This is a genomic window from Sphaerisporangium rubeum, assembly GCF_014207705.1.
In the GTDB taxonomy this organism is placed as follows: domain Bacteria; phylum Actinomycetota; class Actinomycetes; order Streptosporangiales; family Streptosporangiaceae; genus Sphaerisporangium; species Sphaerisporangium rubeum.
On the sequence record NZ_JACHIU010000001.1, the window covers coordinates 5,662,156 to 5,686,821 of the forward strand.

Here is a 24,666-nt window from a genome sequence, read left to right on the forward strand (position 1 = left end):
TGACGTCCGAAGGAAAGAACGTGGATGTGGTGATCGAGGAGAGCCGGGTAGCCGGTCGTGCGGCGTACGTGACGGTAGGAGGGCTCCTGCTCGCCTCGATGCTGGTCGCGCAGGTGGCCTCCGGGCTGCAACCGGCCCCCGTGCGGCTGACCAGCGTGGTGGTGCTCCTGCTCTCGGCCTGTGCGATCGCGTTCGCGGCGGCCGACCACGGCGCGGCGCGGGCCGCCGGGGCTTTCGGCGCCGCCGCGGGGGCCGGGTACGTGGCCGAGTGGGTGGGGGTGCGGACGGGGGTGCCGTTCGGCGAGTACGCCTACACCGGTGTGCTGTGGCCCGCACCCGGCGGCGTGCCGGTGATCGTGGCGCTGGCCTGGGGAGGCATGGGGCTCGCGGCGTACGCGGTCGCGTCCCGTGTGGCGCGCTCCTTCTGGGGGGTCGCGGTGACAGGTGCGTTCGCGCTGACGGCCTGGGATCTGTTCCTCGATCCGCAGATGCTCAGGCTGGGGCTGTGGGACTGGGTGGCCGACGGGCCGTACCGCGGCGTGCCGGTCAGCAACTTCGTGGGGTGGCTGGTCGTATCGTTCCTGGTCATGGCGTTGATCGGCCGGGTGCTGCGCCGGGACGCGGCGGGTAACGGCACTGGGCTCGTCCTGCTGTACACGGTCATGGCGGTCATGGAGACGATCGGTTTCGCGGCGGTGTTCGACCCGCCGGACCTCGTGGTCGCCGTGTCCGGCGGCGTGGCGATGGGGCTGTTCACCGTCCTCGCCTGGACCCGGAGTACCCGGAGCGGGGTCACCCGCCGCGCGGACGACGACTCCCTCGCTCCTGAGGAGTCCTCCGGCTCGGACGGCGGCTCCTCCCGCTCGGCGGACACCGTCTCCCCTGACACTCTCGGGTTCTCCCCCGACGGGGCCCCGATCCCGGCCGACGGGCCGTTTCCTGATCCGCCGCCGCCGCTGCCTGATGAGCCGCGGCCCTTTCCCGATGGACGGCACCTATGGCGGAAGTGATCGTCGTCGGCGGTGGCGTCGGCGGCATGGTGTGCGCGTTGCTGCTGGCCAGGGACGGACACGAGGTCGTGTTGCACGAGAAGCTGGGACGGCTCGGGGGGAAGCTGGCCGAGCATCGGCGGGACGGGTTCACGTTCTCGGTGGGGCCGTCGCTGCTCACACTGCCGGGGCTGTTCCGCGACCTCGGCGCGCGGCTCGATCTGGTGGAGCCGGCGGAGATCTGCCGGTACCGGTTCCCCGACGGGTCCACGTTGACCGCGCCGCGCGACCCCGCGCGGATGGCCGAGGAGGTGGACAGGCTCGCGCCGGGGGAAGGCCGGCGCTGGCTGGCGTTCCACGCATGGGCCGGTGAGTGCCTCGCGGCGGCGCGGCGCACGTTCTTCTCCGGCCCGCCGGTCAGCCTGCCGCGCTTGTCCGGGCCGCCGACCGGCCCGTCGCGCGAGGCGAGGCTGGCCGACCTGTTCGCCGTCGCGCCAGGCCGTACCCTGAACGGCCTGGCGCGGCGGTTCTTCCGCGACCCGCGCATGCGGCAGTACGTCGGCCGGTACGCCACCTACGCCGGGTCGAGCCCGTACCGCGCACCCGCGGCGCTCGGCTGCATCCCGGCGATCGAGCACGACGAAGGCGGCTGGTACGTGCGCGGCGGCCTGCCGAGGGTCGCGGACGCTCTCGCCGGACTGCTCGCCGAGGCCGGGGTGGAGGTGCGGCTCGGCAGCAAGGTGACCCGGGTGCTCGAAGCGAACGGCCGCGTGGACGGTGTGCGGCTGGCGTCCGGTGAGCGGGTGCGCGCCGACGCGGTCGTGGTGAACGCCGACGCGGCCCAGCTGTACGGCCGGCTGATGCCGGACTCGCGGCGGCTGCGGCGCGTCGCGGGTCTCGGCCGGTCGTCGTCGGCGTTCCTGGTGCTCGCCGGGGTGGAGGGCCGCACCGAGGGGCTGCCGCACCATTCCGTCGTCTTCTCCGGCGACTATCGTGAGGAGTTCGCCGACATCTTCCGGCGGGGCCGTCCACCTGAGGACCCGACGGTTTACATCGGCTGCTCGGCGGTGGACGATCCGACGCAGGCGCCTGCGGGGACGGAGAACTGGGTGGTGCTCGTCAACGTCCCCGCGCGTGACCCGGCGCGGTGGCCGATGAGCCCGGAGGCGTACCGGGACCTGGTGTTCGAGCGGCTGGCGTCGCGGGGGTACGACCTGTCCGGCCGGCTGCGGTTCGCCGACCTGTTCACCCCGGCCGACCTGCGTGACCGGTACGGCGCGTGGGGTGGCGCGATCTACGGCACGCCGTCGCACGGCGCGCTGTCGCCGTTCCGCCGTCCCGCCAACCGGGGGCCGCGGCGTGGCCTGTACCTGGTCGGCGGCACCACTCATCCCGGTGGCGGGCTGCCGCTGGTGGCGATGAGCGGACGGCTGGTCGCCGGGCTGGTCGGCGAGGACTTCCCCGGACGTAAGCGGTGAAGGCGCTGCTCGCGGCCGTGCAGGTGGCCGCGGCCGTGGTGGTGACGGCCCGCCTGGTCAAGGGCCGCGACCGGCGGCCGGCGCTGCGGCCCCCGGCCACCGCGCCTGGCGGGATCACGGTGGTCGTGCCGGCGCGTGACGAGGAGGGCCGGATCGGGCCGTGCGTCGCGGCCGCGGTCGCCGATCCGCTGGTCCGCGAGGTGATCGTGGTGGACGACGAGTCGGCGGACGGGACGGCGCGCCTGGCCGCCGCGCTCGGCGCGCGGGTCGTGCGGGGTCGTCCGCTGCCGCAGGGCTGGGTCGGCAAGCAGTGGGCCCTGCACCAGGGCCTCTCCGAGGCGACCGGCGACATCGTGATCACCCTGGACGCCGACACGCGGCCGGACCCGGGGCTGTTCGCTGCGCTGGCCGAGGCGCTGGACGACTGCGACCTGGTCAGCGTGGCGCCGCGGTTCGTGTGCGACGGGCCCGTGGAGCAGGCGCTGCACGCGGCGTTCCTCGCGACGCTGGTGTACCGGTACGGCCCGGTCGGCGCCTGGAGGACGCCGCCGCCGTACCGGGTGATCGCCAACGGCCAGTGCATGGCGTTCCGCCGCAAGGCGATGCGAGTTTCCGGGGGTTTCGTCAGGGTTCGCGGGAACATGACCGACGATGTGGCGCTGGCCCGCACGCTGGCCGGCGACGGCTGGGAGGTGCGGTTCCTGGACGGCCGCGGCCTGCTCGAAGTGGACATGCACTCCTCGGTGGCCGAGGTGTGGCGCGAGTGGGGCCGTTCGCTGTCGCTGGCCGACGTCACCGACGGCCCGCGCCTCGCGGGGGACATCGCGGTGGTGTGGCTCACCGCCGCGCTGCCGGTCGCGCGGCTGCTGACCGGCCGTCCCACCCGGCTGGACCTCGGCCTGCTGTGCATGCGTTTCCTGCTGCTCGGCGCGTTCCGGCGCGGCTACACCCGTCCCGGCCTCGGCCTGCTGCTCTCGCCGCTGCTCGACCCGCTCGCGGCCCTGCGGCTCACCCTCGGGGTGCTGCGGCCGTCACGCACGTGGCGCGGCCGGACGTACGCGAGCGCCGGCCGGCCGGTCAGCGACGACCGGTCCGCCGTCGTAGTGCCGCTTCGGCGAACCGCAGCCCGATGAGGCACATCAGCGCTCCGGTGGCGGCGACCTGGAGGAGCGGGGTGAACGGCACCTGCGCCAGCGGCACCGCGAACACCCCGGCCCTGGCGCCGACGGCGAACGACCGCGTGGCGAGGGCCGTCACGACGAGCAGCACGACGGCGAGCAGGAACGCCGGGGGGCACAGGGCCGCGACGCCGCCGGCGAACGCCAGCACCGACCGTCCGCCGCGCAGCCCGGCGAACACCGGCCACGCGTGGCCGATCATCGCCGCCGCGACCCCGGCGTACGCCGGCAGCACGCTGTCCCCGGTCACCACGCCGAACCCGGTGACGTGGAACCCGCTCACCAGCAGCCCGAGCAGGCCGGCGAGTGTGCCTTTGAGCATGTCGCCGGCGAACACCGGCACCGCGGCGCGCGGTCCGAGCAGTTCCTTGACGTTCCAGTACCCGGGGTTGCGGTCGCCGCGGTCACGCGGGTCGACCCCGTACATCCGTGCCACCAGCACCGCCACCGGCACCGAGCCGAGCAGGTAGCCGCCGGTGACCGCCACAAGCAGGGGAACCATCGCTTCCTTCCACCTGGTCAGATATCAGGGCCGCGGCGCCGCCAAGTACATGGCCTTCGACCGTCCTGTGCTGCGCCGCACCCCCGGCCTGGCCTTCCACCGCCTCCTCGGCACCGGCAGAGGCGACTCCACGACCCTAGGGGCCGATCTGCGGCGCTGGGCCCTTTTCGCGGTGTGGCGGGACGAGGAGGCGCTGTCCGCGTTCCTGCGCCGCTCCCCCGTCGCGCGCCGCTGGCACACCGCCGCGCTGGAGGCGTGGCACGTTCGCCTGCGTCCGGTGTCCTGGCACGGCCGGTGGGCCGGCGCCGCGCCGTTCGGCGCGCCGTCCGGGCCGCCGGTCGCGGTCGGCGGGCCGGTGGCGGTGCTGACCCGTGCGGCGATCCGGCCGGCACGGCTCGCCGCGTTCTACCGTTCGGTGCCGGCGGTGAACACCGAGCTGCACCGGCACGAGGGCCGGCTGGCGTCGGTCGGCGTCGGCGAGTGGCCGCTCGCCAGGCAGGCGACGTTCTCGCTGTGGCGGGACGGCGAGGCGGTGCGTGCCTTCGCGTACGGCGGCGGCCCGCATCGGGACGTGATCGGCCGGACCCGCGCGGAGAACTGGTACAGCGAGGAGTTGTTCGCGCGTTTCGTCCCCTACGGCAGCACGGGGACCTGGGACGGCGCCGACCCGCTCTCCTGAGGGTCCCGCCGTTCACGACCGGAGCCCGGCGCGGCTCTTGCTCAGGTCACGCGCGACGACGCAGGCCCGCGCGATGGTCGCGGCGCGGGACGAGCCGTGCGCGACCACCACGGTGGCGTTGAGGCCGAGCAGCGCGGCGCCGCCGTGGGTCCCGGGGTCGTAGCGGCGCGCGACCTCGGCGAGGCGGTCCGGTGGCGCGATCCCCGCGGCGGCGACCTGAGCGAGCGCGGCGCGCACGGTGCCTTCGACGTTCTTGAGCACGATGTTGCCGGTGAAGCCGTCGGTCACCACCACATCTACTGTTCCCGCGAGCACGTCGTGGCCTTCGACGTTCCCGTGGAACCGATGCGGCAGCAGCGCCAGGAGCTCGGCGGCCCTGCGGGCCAGCCGGTTCCCCTTACCCGGCTCGGAGCCGATGGACAGCAGCCCGACGACCGGCTCCGCCACCCCGAGCACCTCCTCGGCGTACGTCACGCCGAGCACCGCGAACTGCGCCACCATCTCGGGGGTCGGGTCGGAGGTGGCGCCGGCGTCGATCAGCACGGTCGCGCCGCCGGTCACCGTCGGCAGCGCCACGGCCAGCGCGGGACGCAGCACCCTCGGCGCGCGGCCGAGCGCACGCACCGCGCACGAGACCACGGCCCCGGTGGACCCGGCCGACACCAGCGCGGCCCCCGCGCCACCGCGCACCAGCTCACACCCCACTGCCAGGCTGCTCTTGCCGGTCGCGAGCGCGCCGGGCCCGCGTTCCGCCATCGGCACGACGTCAGGCGCGTGCGTCACGGCGATCTCATGCGTGGCGCCGTACCTGGCGAGCTCGGCACGCAGCTCACCGGCGCGGCCGACGAGGGTCACCGGCACGCCGTGCTCGCGGCACGCCTGCACGGCCCCCGCCACCGTCTCGGCCGGCCCGTGGTCGCCACCCATCGCGTCGAGCACCACAGGCGCCGCCGTGGTCATAGCGGCGTCACGTCCGGGACGCGGCGTTCCGCGCGCGCCGCGAGGGACGCGGCGGTGAGGTGGCGCGCGAAGATGGCGAGCCGGCGCCGGTACGGCACGCGGGCCCGGCCGGCCAACACGTCGTACCCGGCGGCCTTGATCTCGGTGAGGATGCCGCCGTACAGCTCGTGCGCGGCCCTGATGCACGGCCGCGAGGACGGCACCAGCATGGCGACGCCGTCGAGGGCCCGCCGGTAGTGCTCCTCGGCACGCGCGGCCTCGAACGCGATCAGTTCACGCACGGCCGGGGCCGCGCGCTCCGCGCTCAGGTCGGCCACGGTGACCCCGAACTTGTCCAGGTCGTCCAGCGGCAGGTAGACCCGGCCGCGTTCCAGGTCCTCGGCGACGTCCCGCAGGAAGTTGGTGAGCTGGAACGCCAGCCCGAGCTGCCTGGCCGGCTCCCTGGCCGCTCCCAGCGCACCCGGCATCGCTTCGAGCACCGGCAGCATCATGGTGCCGATCACGGCGGCCGAGCCCTCCATGTACTCAAGGAGGTCGTCGTAGGTCTGGTACCTGGTGACCGTCAGGTCGGCGCGCATGGACCGCAGGAACGCCTCGATGTCGCCGTGCGCGACGCCGAAGGACCGCACGGTGTGGGTGAAGGCGGGAAGCACCGGGTCGTCCACCGGCTCGCCGTCGAGCGCGTCCCGAAGGCGCGTGGCCAGCGCGTCCAGGGCCTTCTCCCGGTCGCCGGTCACGCCGAACGCGTCCACGATCTCGTCGGCGTACCTGGCGAAGCCGTACAGAGCGTGCACGTGACGGCGTTTCCAGGCGGGAAGCAGCAAGGTGGCGAGGTAGTAGGAACGGCCGTGCCGCGCGTTGAGCAGGCGGCAGTGTTCGTAGCTGGCGGACAACGTCATCGATGTCACCGTTTTCTCATCGGCGGTTTCTGCGTCATCTGCGACCCTCCAGGACGCGTTCCGCGGCCAGCCGGCCGGAGATCAGGACCGGCGGCACCCCGACCCCCGGCGCCGTGTACATGCCGGCGAAGTGCAGGCCGGGGACGCGGCGGGCCCGGCCGGAGGGCCGCAGCCAGGCCGTCTGGGTGAAGCGGTGGTCGAGCGCGAACGGCGTGCCGGCGCTGTGGCCGCGCCGCAGCCAGTCCGGCGGCGCGATGGTGAGGCTCGGCGTGGTGGACAGGTCGCCGTACCCGAGGCGCGTGAGGCGGTCCAGCAGGCGGTCACGCAGGCGCGGGCCGAGGTCGTCCCAGTCGAGGCCGCCGCGCAGATTGGCGGTGGGTTCGAGGACGGTGAGAGTGGCGTGTCCGGCCGGCGCGGCGCCGGTGTCGGACGAGGGGTAGGTCACCAGCAGACTCGGGTCGGGCTGCGGCCGGCCCTCCTCCAGCGCGGCGAACGTCGAATCCCACTGCTCGCCGAGGTGCAGCGTGTGGTGGGCCTGGTCCGGCAGCCGCCGGTCCAGGCCGAAGTGCAGCACCAGGCAGGACGGCGAGTACGACGGCCGCCGCAGCCGCCAGTCCGCGGCGGCGTCCGGCAGCAGTCCTTGGTGCGCGGCCGGCAGGTCGCAGGCGACCACCGCGTGGCGCGCCTGGAGCCGTTCCCCGGTGTCGAGCCGCACGGCGGTCACGCCTGAGCCGTCCGCCTCGACCTTGGTGGCGCGCACGCCGTACCTGATCACCGCGCCGGCCTTCTCCGCGACGGCGGCCATCGCGACGGGGATGGCGTGCATGCCGCCGTGCCGGGGGAAGAAGACGCCGCCGACGGTGTCCATGTGGGCCACCGAGGCGTACACGCCGAGGGCCTTGCGCGGCGAGAGGCCGAGGTAGAGGGCCTGGAAGGTGTGCGCTCTGATCAGACGCTCGTCGGTGAGGCACGACCGCACCAGCCGGTCCAGCCGGCGGAACCCCCCGGAGGCGGCGAGGCGGGCCAGCGCGTACGGCCGGACCATGGCGCGCAGCCTCGTCATGTCGTGGTCGATGAACAGGGGCCACTCGACGTCGAAGATCTGCTGCAGGCGGCGGCGGAACCGCAGGTAACGTGCCGCCTCGGCGGGGCCGCACAGCTCGCGCACCTGCTCGGCCATCGCCTCCTGTCCCCGCACCACGTCGAACACCGAGCCGTCGTGGTAGGCGAAGCGGTAGTACGGGTCGAGCCGCCGCAGCGGCAGCCAGTCGTCCAGTTCCTCCCCTGCGGCGCCGAACGTGTCCGCGAGCACGCTCGGCATGGTCAGCACCGAGGGGCCGGTGTCGAAGCGGTACGGGCCGAGCGTGGCGGTGCCGCAGCAGCCGCCTGGCACGTCGGAGGCCTCCACCACCGTGACGTCCCGGCCGGCGGCGGCGAGCCTGATCGCGGCGGCGAGCCCGCCGAGGCCCGCGCCGACCACCACCACCTGATCACGTGTGGCCATCAGGACGTCCTGCTCGTCGCGATGGCCGCCAGGTCCACCAGGGCCTGCCTGGCGTCCTGCGGCACCCGGTCGTCGTCCAGCGCCTGGACGGCGTCCGCGACCAGCGCGGTGATGCGGCGCTCCACGGCGTCGAGCGCGCCGGTGGCGACGATCAGCTCGCGCGCGGCCGCGACGTCCGCCTCGTCGCGTACCTCGTCGAGCAGGGTGCCGCCTCCGGCGCGCTCGCGGGTCTCCGCGGTCAGGTACGTCCGTTTCCCCTGCCGCAGGTCGGTCCCCGCCGGTTTGCCGGTGTGGCCGGGGTCGCCGAAGACGCCGAGCACGTCGTCCCTCAATTGGAAGGCCTCGCCGAGCGGCAGCGCGTAGGCGCTCAGCACCTCCTTGATCGCGGGATCACCCGCCGCGATGGCGTGGCCGAGGTGCAGGGGCCGTTCGACGGTGTACTTGCCGGACTTGTAGATCGACACGCGGGCCGCCGCCTCGACGCCGGCCACGCCGCGTGCCGCGTACGCCAGGTCGAGGTACTGGCCCGCGATGATCTCCACCCGGAGCTGCGTGAACACCTGGAGCGCCTCCGCGGCGCCGTCACCGGACAGAAGGGCCGCGTCGGCCCAGGTGAACGCCAGCATGCCGAGCAGCGTCGCCACCGACTCGCCGTACCGCGCCGGGTCACCCCACCAGCCGGACCTGCGGTGCCGCTCGGCGAGCGCGACGTGCGCCGTGGGGTGGCCGCGGCGGGTGGCGGACTCGTCCATCACATCGTCGAGGATCAGCGCGCTGGCGTGCAGCAACTCGACGGCGCACCCGGCGGCGAGCACGGCGTCCTGGTCTGCCGGTGAACCCCCCGCGGCGCGGTGGCCCCAGTACACGAAGGCGGGCCGCAGGCGTTTGCCGCCGGTGCGCACGAACTCCACCAGGTGCCGGCGGAGCGTCTCGCGGTCCTCCTCGGCGAGGAAGGCCAGCCGGCCCATCTCGCTTTCGAGCAGTTCGTCCAGACGGCGGTCGACGAGGCCTCTCAGGTCGACCGCTTCCCGTGTCGCCATCACCATCGGCGCAGCTCCTTTGATCGCTGTACACACCTTCGGGGCGACGACCGCCTCGGATGCACCGATACGTCAGGTATCGGAGTCCGGTGCGAGAGCCACGCGCGGATTGACGCAAACTTTGTGAGCCCCGTGCCGGGATTCCTCTTCCGGGACGCGCGGAACTGTCGGGGAGGTCTGCGATAGTGCCAGGAACCGAGACCTCACCGCCGCGAGAGTGAGGAAGTCTTCGCACGTCAGGAGGCAGTGAGATGACGCGGAAAGTGCTGCTCGCCATCGGAACGCGCAAGGGGTTGTGGCTCGCGGTCCGTGACGGCGCCGACCAGGACGCCGGCTGGGAGCTGTCCGGCCCGTTCCACCACACCACCGACGTCCACGTCGTCGCGATCGACACGCGGCGCGGCCGTCCCCGGCTGCTGGCCGCCGTGCACAGCGAGCACTTCGGCCCGAGCGTGGTCACCAGCGACGACCTCGGCGCCACGTGGCAGGAGCCCGAGCGGCCCCCCGTCGCCTTTCCCGAGGACACCGGCACCGCGCTCACCCGCGTCTGGCAGCTCGCCCCCGGCCCCGGGCCCGACGTCGTCTACGCCGGCGCCGAGCCGTCGGCCCTGTTCCGCTCCACCGACGGCGGCTCGACGTACGAGCTGGTCCGGGGGCTGTGGGACCACCCGCACCGTGAGCACTGGACCCCTGGCGGCGGCGGCATGGCCATCCACTCGATCCTCCCCCACCCCGAGGACGACAAGCATGTGACGGTCGCCATGTCCACCGGCGGCGTCTACCGCACCACCGACGGCGGCGCCACCTGGGAGGCCGCCAACACCGGGGTCGGCGCCTACTTCCTTCCCGATCCCCAGCCGGAGTTCGGCCAGTGCGTCCACAAGATCGCGGCGCACCCGGCGCGGCCCGGCCAGATGTTCCTGCAGAACCACCACGGCGTGTACCGCACCGACGACCTCGGCGGAAGCTGGCGTTCCATCGCCGACGGCCTGCCGAGCGACTTCGGCTTCCCCATCCTGGTCCACCCCACCCGGCCCGGCGTCGTCTACACCTTCCCCCTGACCGCCGACCACACCCGCTTCCCCCCGGACGGCCACTGCCGCGTCTACCGCAGCGAGGACGCCGGCGAGACCTGGACGGGCCTGTCGGAGGGCCTGCCGCAGAACGGCTTCTGGTCGGCCGTCCTGCGCGACGCCATGTGCGCCGACGACGCCACCCCCACCGGTCTCTACTTCGGCTCACGCTCCGGCACGGTCTACACCTCGGCCGACGACGGCGACACCTGGCGCCAGGTGGTCACCCACCTCCCCGACGTCCTGTGCGTCCGCGCCGCCGCGATCTCCTGACGGCCGTGGGAGACGCGATGACGGTGACGGTGCTGCTTCCGGGGGTGCTGCGCGAGAACGCCGGCGGGTCCGCGCGGCTCGACGTCGAGGTCGGCGAGGAGGCGACACTCGGCGCGGTGCTCGACGTGCTGGAGCAGCGGTATCCGCTGCTGGACCGGCGGCTCCGCGACGAGCGGCGGCGGCTGCGGCGCCACGTCAACTTCTTCGTCGCCGGCGAGGAGTGCCGCCGCCTGGACGGCCCGGCCACCCGCGTCACCTCCGGCACCGAGATCCATATCATCCCCTCGGTGGCCGGCGGCTGACCGGCCGTCGGGCCGGGGACGGCAGGTCTCGATCGGCAGGTCTCGGACGACGGTCAGGGAAGCCAGGTCCGGCACGCCGGGTCAGGGACGGCGGCCGATGCCGGTGGTGAGTTCGTGCAGGCGTGAGCGCAGGCCGGTGTCCGGTTGGAGCGGCGGGCTGTCCAGGCCGGTGCCTTCGCGCAGGCCGGTGACGAGTTCGCTGAGCGCGTCGAGTGAGGTGTGGCGAGGAGTCCAGCCGAGTTCGGTGCGCGCTCGGGTGGTGTCCATGACCGGGATCATGAGGGCCATCTCCACCAGGCCGGGGGACGCCGGGACGAGGTGCAGGTGCCAGGCCAGTGCGGCGGCCTCGCGTGCGGCCCAGCGGGGCACCGGCACCAGGCGGGCCTTCCACAGGTCCGCCAGCACGGCCGGGGTGATCACCGGGTCGGCGGCGAGGTTGACCGGCCCCGCGATGTCCCCGGTCACGGCCAGCCGGTACGCCTCGGCGACGTCCTCGGTGTGCAGGGCCTGCAGGCGCAGGCCGGGGATGTCGGGGACGACCGGCAGCGCGCCGGGCCGCACGAGGCGGCGCGGCAGGAAGGGCCCGGCGAACAGCCGCCGCTGACCGGTGGCCGACTCACGTTTGAAGATGAACCCGGGCCGCATCCGCACGACCCGCAGGCCGGGGTGGTCACGCTCGAAGATGTCGAGCAACCGCTCGACGTACGCCTTCTCCCGTCCGTACGCGGCCCCCGGCCAGCCGTGGGTCGGCCAGCTCTCGTCCACGGGGTGGTCCTTCGGGCCGGGTGAGTAGGCGCCCACCGACGACGCGTAGACCAGTGCGGGGACCTTGGCCTCGGCGACGGCGCGGAACACCCGGGACGCGCCGAGCACGTTGGCCCGCCACGTGACCGAAGGGGTGCGGGTCGGCTGGAAGAGCCACGCGAGGTGGACCACGGCGTCCGCGCCGCGGAACACCTCGGTGAGGTCGTCCGCCGCGATGTCGGCCGTGTGCCACTCGGTCTTGGCGGCCGTCCACCCGGCCGGCCGCCGGGCCACGCCGACGATCGACTCGACCCCGGGTCGCCGGCCAGGGCCGACACCACGCTCGTACCGACGTTCCCTGTCGCTCCCACCACGATGACGCGCATACCTGTCCGCTCCCCGGACCGCCTCGCGGCAAACACCGGGGCCGGTGCCGTCACCCGGCGTGGCGGTGCTCGCGGCCCGCCGGCACGGGGAACGACGCGGCGGGCCTGGCGCCGCCGCGCGCCGGTCGCCTGCCGACGGCGACGCGCCGCTCGTCGGGGTCGGTGCCTCCCCAGATGCCGTGTTCCTGATGGGTGCGCAGCGCGTAGTCCAGGCAGGCGGCACGCACGGGACACCGGCCGCACACGGCTTTGGCCTGGTCGTGCTGGCGCTGTCCAGGACCGGTGGCGGATATGGGGAAGAACAGCTCCGGGTCCTCCGAGCGGCACGCGGCGCGGCGCAGCCAGGAGACCGCCGGAAGGACAACAGAGGTCTGGAAGGCCATGATCATCCCATGAATGTCGGATACCGGTTGGTAGAGTCGCGTGCCCTCTGCCGCAGGTTTAAACACCACATTTGGTGAACGATGGCGGCGATTTACCGATTATCTGACTTTTGACCGACAGATCAGTCAATCCCCTGACCTGCCGCCTCCCTCCGCGAGAACCGCGCACAGGGCCGGCACGGCCTCCCCGATAGGCGTCCGGATCACCTCGTCGGCCAGGTGGTCGTACGGCGTCGGATCGGCGTTCACGATGATCAGCCGAGCGCCGCTCCGCTCCGCGACGTGCGCCAGTGACGCCGCCGGCTGCACCTGCAGGGACGTGCCGATCGCCACGAAGACGTCGCACTGCTCGGCCACCGCGATGGCCCGCCGCAGCACCCCGGAGTCGAGCGGCTGGCCGAACATCACGGTCGTGGTCTTCAGCACATCGCCGCAGGCCCGGCAGCGGGGATCGTCCTCCCCCGCCTCGACCCGCTCGATCGCCTCACGGGTGGTGGACCGCGCGTCGCAGCCGGTGCACACCACCCCGAACATGTTGCCGTGCAGCTCCACGACCCGCTCGGCGGGTGACCCGGCCCGCTGGTGCAGCCCGTCGATGTTCTGCGTGACGACCCAGGTGTCCGGCAGCGCGGCCAGCGCACGGTGCGCGACGTTGGGCTCGGCGCGCCACGCCGGGTTGTCCCTGCGGTGCAGCCACGACCGTCGCCGGATGGCCGGATCGGACATGTAGCAGTCGTACGTGACGAGCTTCTCGTGCTCGGGATTCCTGCGCCACAGCCCGTTCGGCCCGCGATAGTCAGGAATACCCGAGTCGGTGGAGATGCCCGCCCCGGTGAGCACCGTCACGTTCACCCTGCCGACTTTATGCCGCCTCGTCCCCGGCCGGCCGCTCGGGACCACGAGCCTCCGCAGCCGAGATACTGGCGGATGGAGACGCCGGCCCGGCGTGACCGGCCGACGGGGACGGTGGACCCCGCGGCCGGCGTGTGGCCGCTCGGCCGCGAAGGCACCGGTACTGGTCGTGCGGTAGCGTCGTCGGCGACGGCGACCTGATCGGGGGTCACGACGTGGCCGACGTCATCACCGGCCCGCCGGTTCCGCTGGTGGAGCTGCGCGATGAGCGGCTGACCCGCCGGGGGCTCACGCTCTGGCTGATGCGCGACGACCTGGCCGACCCGGAGATCCCCGGAAACAAGTGGCGCAAGCTGAAGCACAACCTCACGGCGGCGGCCGGTCTCGGTCACCGGACCCTGCTCACGTTCGGCGGCGCGTACTCGGGTCACATCCGCGCCACCGCCGCGGCGGGTCACCGGTTCGGCTTCGCCACAGTCGGGGTGATCCGCGGCGAGGAGCATCTGCCGCTGAACCCGGTGCTGGAGTTCGCGACGGCCCGCGGCATGCGGCTGACCTATCTGGACCGGAGCACCTACCGGCACAAGACCGATCCGGAGGTCGTGGCACGCCTTCGCCGCGAGTGGGGTGACTTCTACCTGATCCCCGAAGGCGGCAGCAACGATCTCGCCGTACGCGGCTGCGCGGAACTGCCGCGCGAGATCGGCGCCGCCTTCGACGTGATCTGCTGTCCCTGCGGCACCGGCGGCACCCTGGCCGGCATCGCGGCGGGCCTGCGTCCGGGCCAGCGGGCCGTGGGGTTCTCGGTGCTGAGAGGCGGCGGGTTCCTCGACGCCGCCGTGCGCGACCTCCAGGAGCGGACCTTCGGCCACGCCTTCGCCAACTGGCACATCGAGCACGGCTTCCACTTCGGCGGCTACGCCAGAAGGCCGCCGGAGCTGGACGCGTTCGTCGCCGGCTTCGAGCGGCGCCACGGCGTGGCACTCGACTGGGTCTACGTCGCCAAGATGATGTACGGCGTCCTCGCTCTGGCGGAGCAGGGGGCCTTCGCGCGCGACACCCGCGTCGTGGCCGTGGTCACCGGCCCGGCGGCGTTCTAGCGCTCCGGCCGACGCGATGGCTTTTAATGTATATCAGGTAGCTAATATGACTTTGCTGCCCCCCGAGCCCTGACCACCTCCCACATGGAGAGATCCACCACGGCGCCGCACAGGTGGCCGGCACGGCACCGAAGGATCTGTGAGTCTTTCGATGGCGCCTTCACTAGAAGGGCTGTCACGCTGAGCTCCTTACGGCATATCGGCATGAGCCGCGTGCTCCGCTAAAGGTGTTCGTATCTCATGATCACGACCTGCGAGTCACAGGTGCGTGACGCGGTCAGGCGCAGTCCCAGCCGTTCGTCACGCGGGACGAACAGGGGTCGGCCGCCGCCGAGGACGACCGGGTGGACGGCGATGTGGTACTCGTCGATCAGGCCGTGTTCGGTGAGTGACGCGGCGAGGCTGGAGCCGCCGGTGAGGAGCAGGTCCTTGCCGTGCCGGCGTTTGAGGTCGGTGACCTGGCCGGCGAGGTCGTCGGTGATGACGCGGGTGGCCCAGGCGGTCTCCTTCAGCGTCCTGGAGAAGACGATCTTCGGGGTGCGGCGCCAGCGGGGGGCGAACTTCAGGACGTGCGGGTGTTCCGACATGGACTCGGCGTCCGGCCAGAAGGCCGCCATGCCTTCCCAGACACCTCGGCCGTAGAGGAAAGTGTCACAACGGTCGGCCAGCGCCTCGGAGTACGCCGACAACTCCTCACCCATGACGGGCCAGTCGAATTCGCCTTTCGGGCCGTCGATGTGGCCGTCGATCGACGTGTGCACCCAGAAAATGATCTTGCGCATGTTCGGCTCCTGTGTGTGCTGTCCCAGTTCCGGTGCCTGCGTCCGGCTCCTGCCGTCGCATGTCCGGTGCCTGGGTCTTCTCGGCTTCCGCATGTCGGTCGGAGTCGTGGTGACGTTCTCTACATCCGGCGGCGGACTTTTTCCGACCTATCCGGCCGGGACCGGCCGCCGGCGGCCGAGCAGTGCCAGCAGGCCGATCACGACCAGCCCGAGAGCGGACAGCTCAAGCTTGTCGGCGACGGTCGCGGCGTTCGCCACCACCCCGAACGCGGTGTGTCCCGTCAAGGCGCCACCGGCCAGCCAGAGACTGTGCCGGTCCGTCCACTGTCGGCCCGATGTCCACCGGCTTACCGGCCACCAGGTCAGTACGGCGACCATCGCCGCGCCGAGCATCGGCACCGCCACCCAGCCGCCATGGGTGAAGGCAGGCTGAGCGGCCCCGCCGAACGGGAACAGCAGCGCCAGGTACCCGAATCCGGCCACCAGTCCGACGACCCCCGGCACCCAAGGGCCCGGAACCGTCACGGGCCGCGTCGATCGCAAGTCGGTGGACGTTCCTGAGGTGGAGGCGCTGAGGGTGGACGCGCCGGAGGCGAGGGACGTGCCTGAGGTGGAGGTGCTGGAGGTCCTCGGCGTGGTCGGCATGTCGGCGGCGGCGGGTGGCAGTACGCGCAGGGCCAGCACAGTCAGCAGTGCCACGGCGGCCACGCATCCAACCATCACCGCGAGCGGCGCCTGGTAGCCGGGGTCGATGGAGGTCGCCACGGTGACGCGGAGCAGCAGGCCGCCGAGTACGAAGACCACCGCGGTCACCACCAGGCCCGTCCGGTTCAGGTACGGCCGGTCGCGTAGCAACGGGAACGCCAGGTCGGTCAGGAGGATCGGCAGCGCCACACTGAACACGGCGTGGTAGACCAGGTTGAGCTCGGCGTAGGCGCTGTTCAGGCCGAGGACCCTCGGTCCCCAGCCGGCCACGCCGTACATGGTGGGGCTGCTCAGCGCCTGCAGTACCAGCCCCTCCTCGACGATGCCGTACGCCAGTCCGAGCAGCAGGATCGACGGCCAGCCGGCACGCCGCCGCCGTACCAGTTCCCGGATCAGCACCGTGCCGGCGCCGTAGATCGGGATCCACAGGAGCATCAGCCAGATCCGGCTGAGCGGCGGATTCCCCAGCGTGAGTTCGGCGACGACCGGGGTGATCACCGCGAGCAGCCACGCGGCGCGCCGGCCTCCCTTGGGCCTGTCGGATGCGTTCATACGGCCAGCGTGCCGACGAGGGGCCGCCGGCCGCTGCCGCCGGACGGCCGGGACGTGGCCACCATGGTCTCGTTCCGCGGGGAACCTCGGACACCTCTGGTGGCGACTTCGGTCGTGGCGCACCGGTGACTTCGGTTGCCACGCGGCGTGGCGAGGCGGGTTACGATCGGCGGTTGTGTACCTGACCAGCGCGGATGACGTTCGGCTCGGCTGGATCTGGTCGCGGCGTGGTTGGGTCGTGGGCCTTGCCGGGTTCGTGCCGGCGTTCGCCGGAGCGGTCGCGGTGGTCCTCGGCGATCTGGCGGGTGGCCCTGGCTGGTACGTCGTCGCGGACCTCGTGGGTGGCGCGGCGGCCTGCGCGGGGGTGTGGCTGTGCCGCAGATGGCCCGTGTCCGCGGGCCTCGGAGTGATCGCGCTGTCGGTACCGGCCGCCTCGGCGTCGGTGGCGGCGGGGATCGCCGCGTTGATCGCGGCCCGGTACCGCCGGCCGCGCGTCGCGGTCGCGGTGGGGGCCGCGGGGGTGGCGGCGACGCTGGTGCGGTTCGCGTTGCGGCCCCCCGGGCTCGCGCCGTACCCGGTGTGGGCCCTGGTCGGGGTGCTGTTCGGGGTCGCGGTGACCGTGTGGGGGATGCTGGCGCGCACCCGCAGAGAGCTGGTGCTGTCGCTCGCCGAGCGGGCCCGCCGAGCGGAGGCCGATCAGCGGCTGCGTGCCGAGGAGGCCCGCCGCGCCGAACGGCTCGGGATCGCGCGCGAGATGCACGACGTGCTCGCTCATCGGTTGTCGCTGCTGGTGGTGCACGCCGGTGCACTGGAGTTCAACGCGGACGCGACACGTGGCGAGGTCGCGGAGGCGGCCGGGGTGATCCGGTCGAGTGCTCGCCAGGCGCTGGAGGAACTGCGGACCGTCGTCTCGGTGCTGCGCGACACCGGGCCGCCGTCGGACGGTGGCGTGGACCTCACGGCGCTCGTGGCGGAGTCACGGCGGGCCGGCATGCGGGTCGAGCTGCGCGACCATGGGATAAGGCTGTCCGAGGTGCCGGAGACGGCAGGCCGCGCCGCGTACCGGATCGTGCAGGAAGGGCTCACGAACGCACGCAAACACGCGCCGGGCCAACCCGTCACGGTCCTCGTGTCCGGCACGGAGGGGGCCGAGCTGGTCGTCGAGGTGCGCAATTCACCGCACAGTGGACTGCCGGCGCATGCGGGGACCGGAGCGGGGACTGAGCCGACCGAACTCGCGGGGACCGGAGCCGGGACAGGGCCGACCGAATTCGCGGGAACCGGAGCCGGGAAAAGGCCGACTGGGCTCGCGGGGACCGGAGCGGGGACGGGGCCGGCCGGGCTGGCGGAGACTGGAGCGGGGACAGGGCTGGCCGGGCTGGCGGAGCGCGCGTCGCTGGCCGGGGGACGGTCGGAGTACGGGGAGACGCCGGACGGCGGGTTCCGGCTGGTGGCTCGGCTGCCGTGGCCGCGTCGAGGGCCTGGCTAGCATGGCGCGGGTGACAGCCGACGAGAGCGCGCCGATCCGGGTCTTGATCGTGGACGACGACGCTCTCGTACGCGCCGGTTTGACGCTCATGCTCAAAGGCGCCGCCGGCCTGCGCATCGTCGGCGCGGTGGCCGACGGCGCCGACGTGGAGAGTGCCGTGGCCGAGCACCGGCCGGACGTGGTGCTCATGGACATCCGCATGAACGGCGTCGACGGCATCGAGGCGACCCGGCGGCTGCGGGCCAGATCAGGAGCCCCCGAGGTGGTGGTGCTCACCACGTTCGACGCCGACGAACTGGTGTTCGGTGCTCTGCGGTCAGGCGCGAGCGGGTTCCTGCTCAAGGACACCCCGCCGGAGGACATCGTGGACGCCGTACGGAAAGTCGTGGCCGGGGAGCCGATTCTCTCGCCGAGCGTCACCCGCAAGCTGATCGCGCACCTGGTGCCGCAGGAGGAGAGCCGGCGACGTGCCGAGGCCCGTCAGGTGCTGGAGCGGCTGAGTGAGCGTGAACGCGAGGTGGCATTGGCGGTCGGCCAGGGGAAGCCGAACGCGGTGATCGCCGGTGAGCTGCACATGAGCGTGGGGACCGTGAAGGGGTACATATCCCGCATCCTCACCAAGGCCGGCCTGGACAACCGGGTGCAGTTGGCCCTTGTGGTCCACGACACGAGACCTGACTAGAGACCGGCAGCACCGGCACGGCCAGCGATCGGCCCGGCCGGCGATCGGCCGGTGATCGGCTCGGCTGGTGATCGGCACGTCCTAACGATCGGCCGGTGATCGACTCGGTCTGGTGATCGACTTGGTCCGGTGGCTGCGTGGCGGCCGGTGAATGCGTGTCGAACAGTGAATACACGTCGGCCGATGACGCTCGACCGTGTCGTGGCGCATCGGGAGGAACATCACCACTCCCCGCCACTATCAACCTATAGCGCACCTGGGGCCTTGCGGCAAGACCCCGGTCATGCCGCAGAATCTCCCGGCAGACGCCGGAGCCCTGCGCATATCGGCGCACTCGACGCAGGCGTGCTCACGGCGTCTCAACCACGACACCACCAAAGCGAACGGGGGGTTCATGTTCGACGTGATCATTGCCGGAGGCGGTCCGACCGGCTTGATGCTGGCCGCCGAATTGCGGCTGCACGGCGTGCACGTGCTGGTCCTGGAGAAGGACCTGGAGCCGGCCAAGTACGTCCGTTCCCTCGGCCTGCACGTGCGCAGCATCGAGGTGATGGACCAGCGCGGCCTGCTGGACCGCTTCCTCGCGGTCGGCAAGCGGCATCCGCTCGGCAGCATCTTCGCCGGCCTCACCAAGCCGTCACCCGGCGGCCTGGACACCGCGCACGGCTACATCCTCGGCATCCCGCAGCCCGTCACCGAGCGCCTGCTGACCGAGCACGCCGTCGAGGCAGGCGCCGAGATCCGCCGCGGCAGTGAACTGACCGGCCTCACCCAGGACGACGACGGCGTGACCGCCGAACTCGCCGACGGCACGCGGCTGCGCTGCCGCTACCTGGTCGGCTGCGACGGTGGCCGCAGCACCGTGCGCAAACTCCTCGGCGTCCCGTTCCCCGGCGAGCCCAGCACAGCCGACACCCTGCTCGGCGAGATGGAACTGACCGCGCCGCTGGAAACCATCGCCGCCGTGGGGGCCGAGGTCCGCAAGACGCAGTTCCGTTTCGGCGCGATGCCGCTCGGCGACGGCGTGTACCGCGTCCTCGTCCCCGCGGAAAGCGTGGCGGAGGACCGTGCCGTCCCCCCGACCCTGGAGGAGTTCAGACAGCAGCTCCGCGCGTACGGAGGCACCGACTTCGGCGCGCACTCCCCCCGCTGGCTGTCCCGCTTCGGCGACGCCACCCGCCAGGCCGAGCGCTACCGGACCGGCCGCGTGTTCCTCGCCGGCGACGCCGCGCACATCCACCCCCCGACCGGCGGCCAGGGCCTCAACCTCGGCATCCAGGACGCCTTCAACCTCGGCTGGAAACTGGCCGCCGAGATCAACGGCTGGGCCCCGGACGACCTCCTGGACACCTACCACGCGGAACGCCACCCCGTCGCCGCCGACGTCCTCGACAACACCCGAGCCCAGATGGCCCTTCTCGCCACCACCCCCGCCGCGCAGTCCCTGCGCCGCCTGCTGTCGGAACTGCTGGACTTCGACGAGGTGAACCGCCACCTGATCGAGAAGATCACCGCCATCAACATCAGCTACGACTTCGGCGAAGGCCACCCCCTCCTCGGCCGCCGCCTGCGCGACCTGGAACTGAAGCACTCCCGCCTCTACGACCTGACCCACAAGGGCCGCGGCCTCCTCCTCGACCAGACAGGCACCCTCTCGGTCGCCGGCTGGCAGGACCGCGTCGACCACGTCACCGACACCAGCGAAGAACTCGACACCCCCGCCGTCCTCCTCCGTCCCGACGGCCACGTCGCCTGGACCGGCGACGACCAGCAGGACCTCCTCACCCACCTCCCCCGCTGGTTCGGCACCCCCACCGCCTGAGTACGTCCCGCGACCCCGGCCGGTGCGCCACCCCCGCACCGGCCGGCCGTCTCACCCACCGTCCGGGACGTCCGCCGTCCGCACCGGCAGATCCCACCGGCACCAGACCGTCTTGCCGCCACCGTCAGGAAGCGGCGTGACCCCGGTCCCGTGCGTGAGTGCTCGCACAATGGTCAGCCCCCTGCCGTGCACGGCCTCAGGGTCGAGCTCAAGCCGGCGAGGCGACTCCGCACCGTGGTCGGTGACACGGACACAAAAGTCCCGAGCCGTGAACCACAGTGACAGCCTCACCGGCGACCGGCCGTGAGTGAACGCGTTCGCGAGCAACTCCCCCACGACAAGCAGAATGTCGTCGGCGAGCTCGGACAGCCCCCACCCGGTGACGACCTCCCTCACCATGGCGCGAGCCTTCCCGACCACCGAAAGATCGTCAGGCAGATCCCAGCAGACGGTACGAAGATCGTCTTCTTGCGTCCCGGTCATCGGTGCTCCATGAGGCGTCGTATGACTGACAGAGGAAAGCGCGAGAACCCCCGGCCGCACCGTCCGGCCCTCGGCGACCCCGGCCGACAAGCCCGTCCCACCGCCTCCCGGCCGGCCCCAGCCCCCCGGCCCGGCCGCGGACCGGCCCGAAGCAGCCAGCTCGGCCTCCCGCATCAGATCGCGAAGTTCATCCGAGCTGTCCGCGCACAGCGGCGACGACCCCGGCGACGGCCACGTCGCGACCGCGTAGAACCGCCGGGACCCCACCCCGTACCAGACAACCCACCCCGGCTCCACCAGCCCCAACCCCCGAGCCTGAGCCCTCTGCGCAACGTCCCAGCACCGCACACCTCGCCGTACCGGCACCACCCCCGGCCGATGCCGCCCCCGCCGCCGCACCCCGACCGGCCAGTCCCACTTCACGCCATCACCCTCCCCCCACCGCACCTCTGCGGCGCCTCAATGGATCCGGCTTGCCGCCAAGTGACAAAGCTGTTTCCGGCGGATAGGCCACATACATGCCGGGGATAGGCAACGGTCTACTCTCGGTCTGCAATTCGCACCCCTTTATCCGGACATGTCCGGCGAATTTCTCGACGTATCTCTATGGCACGAGCCCATATAGAGGAGCGCCGGACGTTCGCTCCTCAACATGCTTCACAGCCTGCCGCCACCGGACTAACTTGTGCACCGAGAACTCAGGCACACCGCCGAGACACTTTGGTACATGCATCTGTGCCATTGCCGTGTCCGAAACCCTCCCCCATCGGACGGAGTCGAAATGTCCATACGGCGATCCAATGACCCATCCGTCAAGTCCCTCACCATTTTTGGTGACGAACTCCGCGAACGCCGCATGCGCGCGCAAGTGACTCAACAGCAACTGGCGGACATGACCCAGTTCAGCCGGAGCCTGCTGGCCTTCATCGAGCGCGGAGAGCGCACCCCAAGCCGCAACCTGGCCCAACGCTGCGACGACGCGTTGCGCGCCGACGGAGAGCTTCTTCACCTGTGGACCCAACTGACCCGAGACGCCAGCCCTCGTTGGTTTCGAACCTGGCTGGAAGTCGAGGAGGAGGCGCACACCCTCCACACCTGGCAGCCACTCGTCATTCCCGGCCTGCTCCAAACCGAGGACTACGCGCGGGCCGTGATCCGCGGAGAAGCGGGAATAACCACTACCCAAGTGGAGAAAGCGGTCAATGCACGGCTGGAGCGCCAGCAGATTTTCGCTCGCGAAGCTCCACCCATGCTCTGGGCCGTGATAGACGAGGGAGTGCTCCATCGGCCGATCGGCGGAAGGACCATCATGCGTAACCAGGTCCGCCGACTCCTGGATGCCATCGAATCCCCGCATATCGGTATTCAGGTTGTTCCTACCACTCTTGGCATCACGACGGGACTACTAGGGGGATTTGTCATCGCACAGATGCCGGACACTCCAGATACGGTGTACATCGAATCCGCGACTCACGGACACGTCTCAACTCGTCCAGAAGACGTCAAAGTGATCCAGAGCAGCTACGACACCGTACGGGCTGAGGCGCAGCCCCAGCCCCACTCGATCGAGTTGATCAGGGAGGCTGAGAAGCGATGGACCTGAGTGACGAACTGAAGAACGCCACCTGGCGCAAAGCCACCAAGAGCGGCCCCAACCAGGGTGACTGCCTCGAAGTGGCTCCCCTGTCCGAGGGCCGGGTAGGGCTCCGGGACACCGAAGCCCCAGAGAAGACCCCCTTCGTAGTGACCGCAAGCGTCTGGGACGCCTTCATCGACGGCGCCAAAAAAGGCGAGTTCGACTTCTGAGCGTCCACCTCTAGCGGTGTCCGGTCAGTGAGCTCGGAACGCGGTCCAGGTCTCCACCTGGCGGAACCCCATGGACTCGATGTCGAACAGCCGGTTCGACTTGAAGGCGTCCCTTCCACGCCGGAAGCCCTCGGGGAACCAAGCGAGGGATACGACCTGATCAGAACAGATCCAGTCGCGTCATCACCTGACCGCAGAGCTCGGCCGCGGTGACCGACTCACCTGGCTGAGAGCCGTACTCGACCACATTGCGGCGCCTGCGCATCTGGTCCAGGCGACGCAGTGGACGGCCCTCAGGAGTGGAGGCGAATTGAGCGACCACGGCATCTTTGAGCGCGATATGACCTCCCGCCGAGGTGGCACGCAGGCCTTGAGCTTGCAGCAACGCGGCACAGGCTTTCCTGGCGGCGTCGTAGCACAGGGTGTAGGCACCCTCGGGATCGTCATCGCGGATCTTCCCCACCGACGCCAGGTGACTTTCCGCTGCCGCAAGCATGGTCTTCGCTGTCTCGCGAGCCAGTTGGACGCGTTGAAGTTCACGCTCTGTCAGTAGACGTCGGATGGTGTCTTCACCGAGAGTCCAGCGCACTTTGGGCCTCCGGGCCGGGGGGAGTCGCTACGTCGAGGACGGGGGATCCCTTGATCTGCTGGATCAGGCCGTCAGCAGAAGACTGCCACGACATGACTGTACGTATCACAGCGTTCACGGAAAGTCCCAGACGGTGCTCTGCGCGCTCGGCGGCGTCGTAGACGTCTCCGCGAAGGGGGGAGCCTATGACAAGAAGGTCGATGTCGACGGGCTGGGGGCCGGGGTGGCCGTGGTAGCGAGCGGCCCAGGAGCCGAAGATCTTGAGTGCGTGGATGTCCTTCACGGCGGCGAACTCGTCGGCGATGATCGCCGGAGGGCCGAACGACGCGGCGAGCAGTTGGGCCAGTGGACGGTAGACGGCCGTGCCGGTGTTGGCGCGGATCAGCCTGGTACGACCGACCCGATGTTCGGTGACGAGGCCGGCCACCACCAGCCGGTCCACCTCGCGCTGCGTCGTACTGATCGGGTGGTCGAGCAGTGCGGACAGCTCGGTGATCGAGAATTCGCGTTCAGGGGAGAGATAGACCCTGGTCAGCAGATCGGCTTGGAACCGGGATCGGAAGATGGGCAGTAGGTCGGGTGCTGACGTTCCCACATTGCTGACGATAACTTGCGCAATCTGGGAATGGAAGCGAGCTGGCCTGTCAGCGGCCCGTTCCAGTCGAACGTTGGACTCGACTTGATGCCTTCCTACAAGGTGCGGAGTTCTGGGACCACGCTGCCCTAGGGATGACACTGTCCGCTCGCCATGGCGGGAACCTGCACCGGCCGGGAGGGTCGCCGCCGTCCCGGCCGAGTCGTTCGGGTGGTTTCAGTGGGATGTTGCGATCGCGCGGGGGACGGTTGAGGCGCGCCACAGGGTGACGCCGAGCCAGGCGACTCCGACGGCGGCCAGGACGAGGCCGGACAGGTAGAGGGGCTCGGGTATCTGGTTGCGTAGTGCGCCGGGGATCATGCCGGCGATGTAGAGGGTGAGTGCGGGGCGGGGGAGTACGGCGGCGCGTAGGCCGGTGATGCCGAACAGGAGGACGCCTGCGATCAGGCAGGCCGCGGTGACCAGGAAGGCGCGTGCGGTCGGTCCGGTGATGATGGCGGTGACCTGCGCGGACGTGAGGTAGGGGAAGACGAAGTGGATGATGTACTCGATCGCGAAGGCACCGGCGAGGCCGGCGGCGTTGAGCACGAAGCCTATTAGGCCCAGTAGGCCGGTCTCCTTGCGTTGCCACAGGTAGATGCCGACGAAGGCGAGCAGGCCGATCAGTGCGGCGAACGGGGCGATCGCGTGGGTGACGGCGTTCTCCGGCACCAGGCCGCCGCGGCGAGCGGCGTTGAGGACGAGCAGTACCGCGCACGTGACGGCGGCGACGCCGGCGTACCGGTAGAGAGGCAGGGGGGTCACTGGGCCTCCAAGGCT

At 71.5% G+C, this 24,666-nt stretch carries 26 protein-coding genes; 12 read left to right on the plus strand and 14 right to left on the minus strand.

Annotated features, from left to right (window positions below):
- The first annotated feature begins 20 nt into the window (after nt 1-20).
- The 3 genes from BJ992_RS24005 to BJ992_RS24015 are packed head-to-tail and all read left to right on the plus strand — an operon-like array spanning nt 21 to nt 3,600.
- Complete coding sequence (locus tag BJ992_RS24005; RefSeq protein ID WP_343072825.1) at nt 21-1,010, plus strand: carotenoid biosynthesis protein; 990 nt, start codon at nt 21-23, stop codon at nt 1,008-1,010.
- Nucleotides 998-2,467: a phytoene desaturase family protein gene (locus BJ992_RS24010; RefSeq protein ID WP_184984665.1), complete on the plus strand. Its 1,470-nt coding sequence runs from the start codon at nt 998-1,000 to the stop codon at nt 2,465-2,467. The genes BJ992_RS24005 and BJ992_RS24010 overlap by 13 nt, the downstream gene beginning before the upstream one ends.
- The gene (locus BJ992_RS24015; RefSeq protein WP_184984667.1) at nt 2,464-3,600 is read left to right on the plus strand and encodes a glycosyltransferase; all 1,137 of its coding nucleotides are present in this window, start codon (nt 2,464-2,466) and stop codon (nt 3,598-3,600) included. The genes BJ992_RS24010 and BJ992_RS24015 overlap by 4 nt, the downstream gene beginning before the upstream one ends.
- On the opposite strand, the gene BJ992_RS24020 is transcribed toward BJ992_RS24015, so the two are convergent.
- A complete protein-coding gene (locus tag BJ992_RS24020) occupies nt 3,545-4,147 on the minus strand; it encodes a glycerol-3-phosphate acyltransferase (protein ID WP_184984669.1) in 603 nt (200 codons plus the stop codon). The two genes, BJ992_RS24015 and BJ992_RS24020, sit on opposite strands and share 56 nt — an antisense overlap.
- Here BJ992_RS24020 and BJ992_RS24025 point away from each other — a divergent pair.
- A complete protein-coding gene (locus BJ992_RS24025) occupies nt 4,122-4,826 on the plus strand; it encodes a spheroidene monooxygenase (RefSeq protein ID WP_343072826.1) in 705 nt (234 codons plus the stop codon). The two genes, BJ992_RS24020 and BJ992_RS24025, sit on opposite strands and share 26 nt — an antisense overlap.
- 12 nt (nt 4,827-4,838) lie before the next feature.
- Here BJ992_RS24025 and plsX read toward each other — a convergent pair whose 3' ends face one another.
- The 4 genes from plsX to BJ992_RS24045 are packed head-to-tail and all read right to left on the minus strand — an operon-like array spanning nt 4,839 to nt 9,229.
- The gene (gene plsX / locus BJ992_RS24030) at nt 4,839-5,786 is read right to left on the minus strand and encodes a phosphate acyltransferase PlsX (protein ID WP_184984672.1); all 948 of its coding nucleotides are present in this window, start codon (nt 5,784-5,786) and stop codon (nt 4,839-4,841) included.
- Complete coding sequence (locus tag BJ992_RS24035; protein ID WP_184984674.1) at nt 5,783-6,685, minus strand: phytoene/squalene synthase family protein; 903 nt, start codon at nt 6,683-6,685, stop codon at nt 5,783-5,785. The genes plsX and BJ992_RS24035 overlap by 4 nt, the downstream gene beginning before the upstream one ends.
- 34 nt (nt 6,686-6,719) lie before the next feature.
- Entirely contained in the window at nt 6,720-8,189 is a 1,470-nt protein-coding gene (locus tag BJ992_RS24040; RefSeq protein WP_184984676.1) for a phytoene desaturase family protein, read from the minus strand.
- Nucleotides 8,189-9,229, minus strand: coding sequence for a polyprenyl synthetase family protein (locus BJ992_RS24045; protein ID WP_221474954.1), 1,041 nt, complete (start codon nt 9,227-9,229; stop codon nt 8,189-8,191). Before BJ992_RS24045 ends, BJ992_RS24040 begins: the two co-directional genes overlap by 1 nt.
- A 251-nt stretch (nt 9,230-9,480) precedes the next feature.
- Between BJ992_RS24045 and BJ992_RS24050 the strand changes: the two genes are divergently transcribed.
- Nucleotides 9,481-10,575, plus strand: coding sequence for a WD40/YVTN/BNR-like repeat-containing protein (locus BJ992_RS24050; RefSeq protein WP_184984680.1), 1,095 nt, complete (start codon nt 9,481-9,483; stop codon nt 10,573-10,575).
- A 5-nt stretch (nt 10,576-10,580) separates the two neighbouring features.
- Nucleotides 10,581-10,877, plus strand: coding sequence for a MoaD/ThiS family protein (locus BJ992_RS24055; RefSeq protein WP_343072827.1), 297 nt, complete (start codon nt 10,581-10,583; stop codon nt 10,875-10,877).
- 81 nt (nt 10,878-10,958) lie between these two features.
- Here the strand turns inward: BJ992_RS24055 and BJ992_RS24060 are convergent, their stop codons facing one another.
- From BJ992_RS24060 to BJ992_RS24070, 3 genes are all read right to left on the minus strand, one after another.
- The gene (locus BJ992_RS24060) at nt 10,959-11,915 is read right to left on the minus strand and encodes an NAD-dependent epimerase/dehydratase family protein (protein ID WP_343072828.1); all 957 of its coding nucleotides are present in this window, start codon (nt 11,913-11,915) and stop codon (nt 10,959-10,961) included.
- Nucleotides 11,916-12,057: 142 nt separating this feature from the next.
- Nucleotides 12,058-12,390: a WhiB family transcriptional regulator gene (locus BJ992_RS24065; RefSeq protein WP_184988865.1), complete on the minus strand. Its 333-nt coding sequence runs from the start codon at nt 12,388-12,390 to the stop codon at nt 12,058-12,060.
- Between the two features lie 126 nt (nt 12,391-12,516).
- Nucleotides 12,517-13,242: a Sir2 family NAD-dependent protein deacetylase gene (locus BJ992_RS24070; protein WP_184984682.1), complete on the minus strand. Its 726-nt coding sequence runs from the start codon at nt 13,240-13,242 to the stop codon at nt 12,517-12,519.
- A 134-nt stretch (nt 13,243-13,376) separates the two neighbouring features.
- On the opposite strand from BJ992_RS24070, the gene BJ992_RS24075 reads away from it, so the two are divergent.
- Nucleotides 13,377-14,342, plus strand: coding sequence for a 1-aminocyclopropane-1-carboxylate deaminase/D-cysteine desulfhydrase (locus BJ992_RS24075; protein ID WP_343072829.1), 966 nt, complete (start codon nt 13,377-13,379; stop codon nt 14,340-14,342).
- Nucleotides 14,343-14,563: 221 nt separating this feature from the next.
- Here the strand turns inward: BJ992_RS24075 and BJ992_RS24080 are convergent, their stop codons facing one another.
- Together BJ992_RS24080 and BJ992_RS24085 are read right to left on the minus strand one after the other, a co-directional pair.
- Nucleotides 14,564-15,124 carry a dihydrofolate reductase family protein gene (locus tag BJ992_RS24080; RefSeq protein WP_184984684.1) on the minus strand — a complete coding sequence of 187 codons (561 nt, stop codon included), beginning with the start codon at nt 15,122-15,124 and terminating at the stop codon, nt 14,564-14,566.
- A gap of 147 nt (nt 15,125-15,271) precedes the next feature.
- Nucleotides 15,272-16,381: a hypothetical protein gene (locus BJ992_RS24085; RefSeq protein ID WP_184984686.1), complete on the minus strand. Its 1,110-nt coding sequence runs from the start codon at nt 16,379-16,381 to the stop codon at nt 15,272-15,274.
- A gap of 238 nt (nt 16,382-16,619) precedes the next feature.
- Here BJ992_RS24085 and BJ992_RS24090 point away from each other — a divergent pair, with 238 nt between their 5' ends.
- From BJ992_RS24090 to rox, 3 genes are all read left to right on the plus strand, one after another.
- The gene (locus BJ992_RS24090; protein WP_184984688.1) at nt 16,620-17,870 is read left to right on the plus strand and encodes a histidine kinase; all 1,251 of its coding nucleotides are present in this window, start codon (nt 16,620-16,622) and stop codon (nt 17,868-17,870) included.
- A 1-nt stretch (nt 17,871) separates the two neighbouring features.
- The gene (locus tag BJ992_RS24095; RefSeq protein ID WP_184984690.1) at nt 17,872-18,552 is read left to right on the plus strand and encodes a response regulator; all 681 of its coding nucleotides are present in this window, start codon (nt 17,872-17,874) and stop codon (nt 18,550-18,552) included.
- Nucleotides 18,553-18,946: 394 nt separating this feature from the next.
- The gene (gene rox / locus BJ992_RS24100) at nt 18,947-20,374 is read left to right on the plus strand and encodes a rifampin monooxygenase (protein WP_184988870.1); all 1,428 of its coding nucleotides are present in this window, start codon (nt 18,947-18,949) and stop codon (nt 20,372-20,374) included.
- A gap of 51 nt (nt 20,375-20,425) precedes the next feature.
- Here the strand turns inward: rox and BJ992_RS24105 are convergent, their stop codons facing one another.
- Entirely contained in the window at nt 20,426-20,857 is a 432-nt protein-coding gene (locus tag BJ992_RS24105; RefSeq protein ID WP_184984692.1) for an ATP-binding protein, read from the minus strand.
- Nucleotides 20,858-21,638: 781 nt separating this feature from the next.
- On the opposite strand from BJ992_RS24105, the gene BJ992_RS24110 reads away from it, so the two are divergent.
- Together BJ992_RS24110 and BJ992_RS24115 are read left to right on the plus strand one after the other, a co-directional pair.
- Complete coding sequence (locus BJ992_RS24110) at nt 21,639-22,460, plus strand: helix-turn-helix domain-containing protein (RefSeq protein ID WP_184984694.1); 822 nt, start codon at nt 21,639-21,641, stop codon at nt 22,458-22,460.
- Nucleotides 22,451-22,663, plus strand: a complete 213-nt coding sequence (locus BJ992_RS24115; RefSeq protein ID WP_184984696.1) for a DUF397 domain-containing protein — start codon at nt 22,451-22,453, stop codon at nt 22,661-22,663. The genes BJ992_RS24110 and BJ992_RS24115 overlap by 10 nt, the downstream gene beginning before the upstream one ends.
- 160 nt (nt 22,664-22,823) lie before the next feature.
- On the opposite strand, the gene BJ992_RS24120 is transcribed toward BJ992_RS24115, so the two are convergent.
- The 3 genes from BJ992_RS24120 to BJ992_RS24130 form a co-directional block, all read right to left on the minus strand.
- Nucleotides 22,824-23,252, minus strand: coding sequence for a hypothetical protein (locus BJ992_RS24120; RefSeq protein ID WP_184984698.1), 429 nt, complete (start codon nt 23,250-23,252; stop codon nt 22,824-22,826).
- A complete protein-coding gene (locus BJ992_RS24125) occupies nt 23,233-23,847 on the minus strand; it encodes a helix-turn-helix domain-containing protein (protein WP_184984700.1) in 615 nt (204 codons plus the stop codon). The genes BJ992_RS24120 and BJ992_RS24125 overlap by 20 nt, the downstream gene beginning before the upstream one ends.
- A gap of 216 nt (nt 23,848-24,063) precedes the next feature.
- Complete coding sequence (locus BJ992_RS24130; RefSeq protein WP_184984702.1) at nt 24,064-24,651, minus strand: hypothetical protein; 588 nt, start codon at nt 24,649-24,651, stop codon at nt 24,064-24,066.
- Nucleotides 24,652-24,666: the final 15 nt, after the last annotated feature.

What these genes read in the sequence shown, in the direction of transcription:
- BJ992_RS24020 (WP_184984669.1), bottom strand. Translation starts at nt 4,147, where the DNA reads ATGGTTCCCCTGCTTGTGGCGGTCACCGGCGGCTACCTGCTCGGCTCG.
- BJ992_RS24040 (WP_184984676.1), bottom strand. Translation starts at nt 8,189, where the DNA reads ATGGCCACACGTGATCAGGTGGTGGTGGTCGGCGCGGGCCTCGGCGGG.
- BJ992_RS24035 (WP_184984674.1), bottom strand. Translation starts at nt 6,685, where the DNA reads ATGACGTTGTCCGCCAGCTACGAACACTGCCGCCTGCTCAACGCGCGG.
- plsX (WP_184984672.1), bottom strand. Translation starts at nt 5,786, where the DNA reads ATGACCACGGCGGCGCCTGTGGTGCTCGACGCGATGGGTGGCGACCAC.
- BJ992_RS24010 (WP_184984665.1), top strand. Translation starts at nt 998, where the DNA reads ATGGCGGAAGTGATCGTCGTCGGCGGTGGCGTCGGCGGCATGGTGTGC.
- BJ992_RS24085 (WP_184984686.1), bottom strand. Translation starts at nt 16,381, where the DNA reads ATGAACGCATCCGACAGGCCCAAGGGAGGCCGGCGCGCCGCGTGGCTG.
- rox (WP_184988870.1), top strand. Translation starts at nt 18,947, where the DNA reads ATGTTCGACGTGATCATTGCCGGAGGCGGTCCGACCGGCTTGATGCTG.
- BJ992_RS24105 (WP_184984692.1), bottom strand. Translation starts at nt 20,857, where the DNA reads ATGACCGGGACGCAAGAAGACGATCTTCGTACCGTCTGCTGGGATCTG.
- BJ992_RS24065 (WP_184988865.1), bottom strand. Translation starts at nt 12,390, where the DNA reads ATGGCCTTCCAGACCTCTGTTGTCCTTCCGGCGGTCTCCTGGCTGCGC.
- BJ992_RS24080 (WP_184984684.1), bottom strand. Translation starts at nt 15,124, where the DNA reads ATGCGCAAGATCATTTTCTGGGTGCACACGTCGATCGACGGCCACATC.
- BJ992_RS24115 (WP_184984696.1), top strand. Translation starts at nt 22,451, where the DNA reads ATGGACCTGAGTGACGAACTGAAGAACGCCACCTGGCGCAAAGCCACC.
- BJ992_RS24045 (WP_221474954.1), bottom strand. Translation starts at nt 9,229, where the DNA reads ATGGCGACACGGGAAGCGGTCGACCTGAGAGGCCTCGTCGACCGCCGT.
- BJ992_RS24050 (WP_184984680.1), top strand. Translation starts at nt 9,481, where the DNA reads ATGACGCGGAAAGTGCTGCTCGCCATCGGAACGCGCAAGGGGTTGTGG.
- BJ992_RS24110 (WP_184984694.1), top strand. Translation starts at nt 21,639, where the DNA reads ATGTCCATACGGCGATCCAATGACCCATCCGTCAAGTCCCTCACCATT.
- BJ992_RS24095 (WP_184984690.1), top strand. Translation starts at nt 17,872, where the DNA reads ATGGCGCGGGTGACAGCCGACGAGAGCGCGCCGATCCGGGTCTTGATC.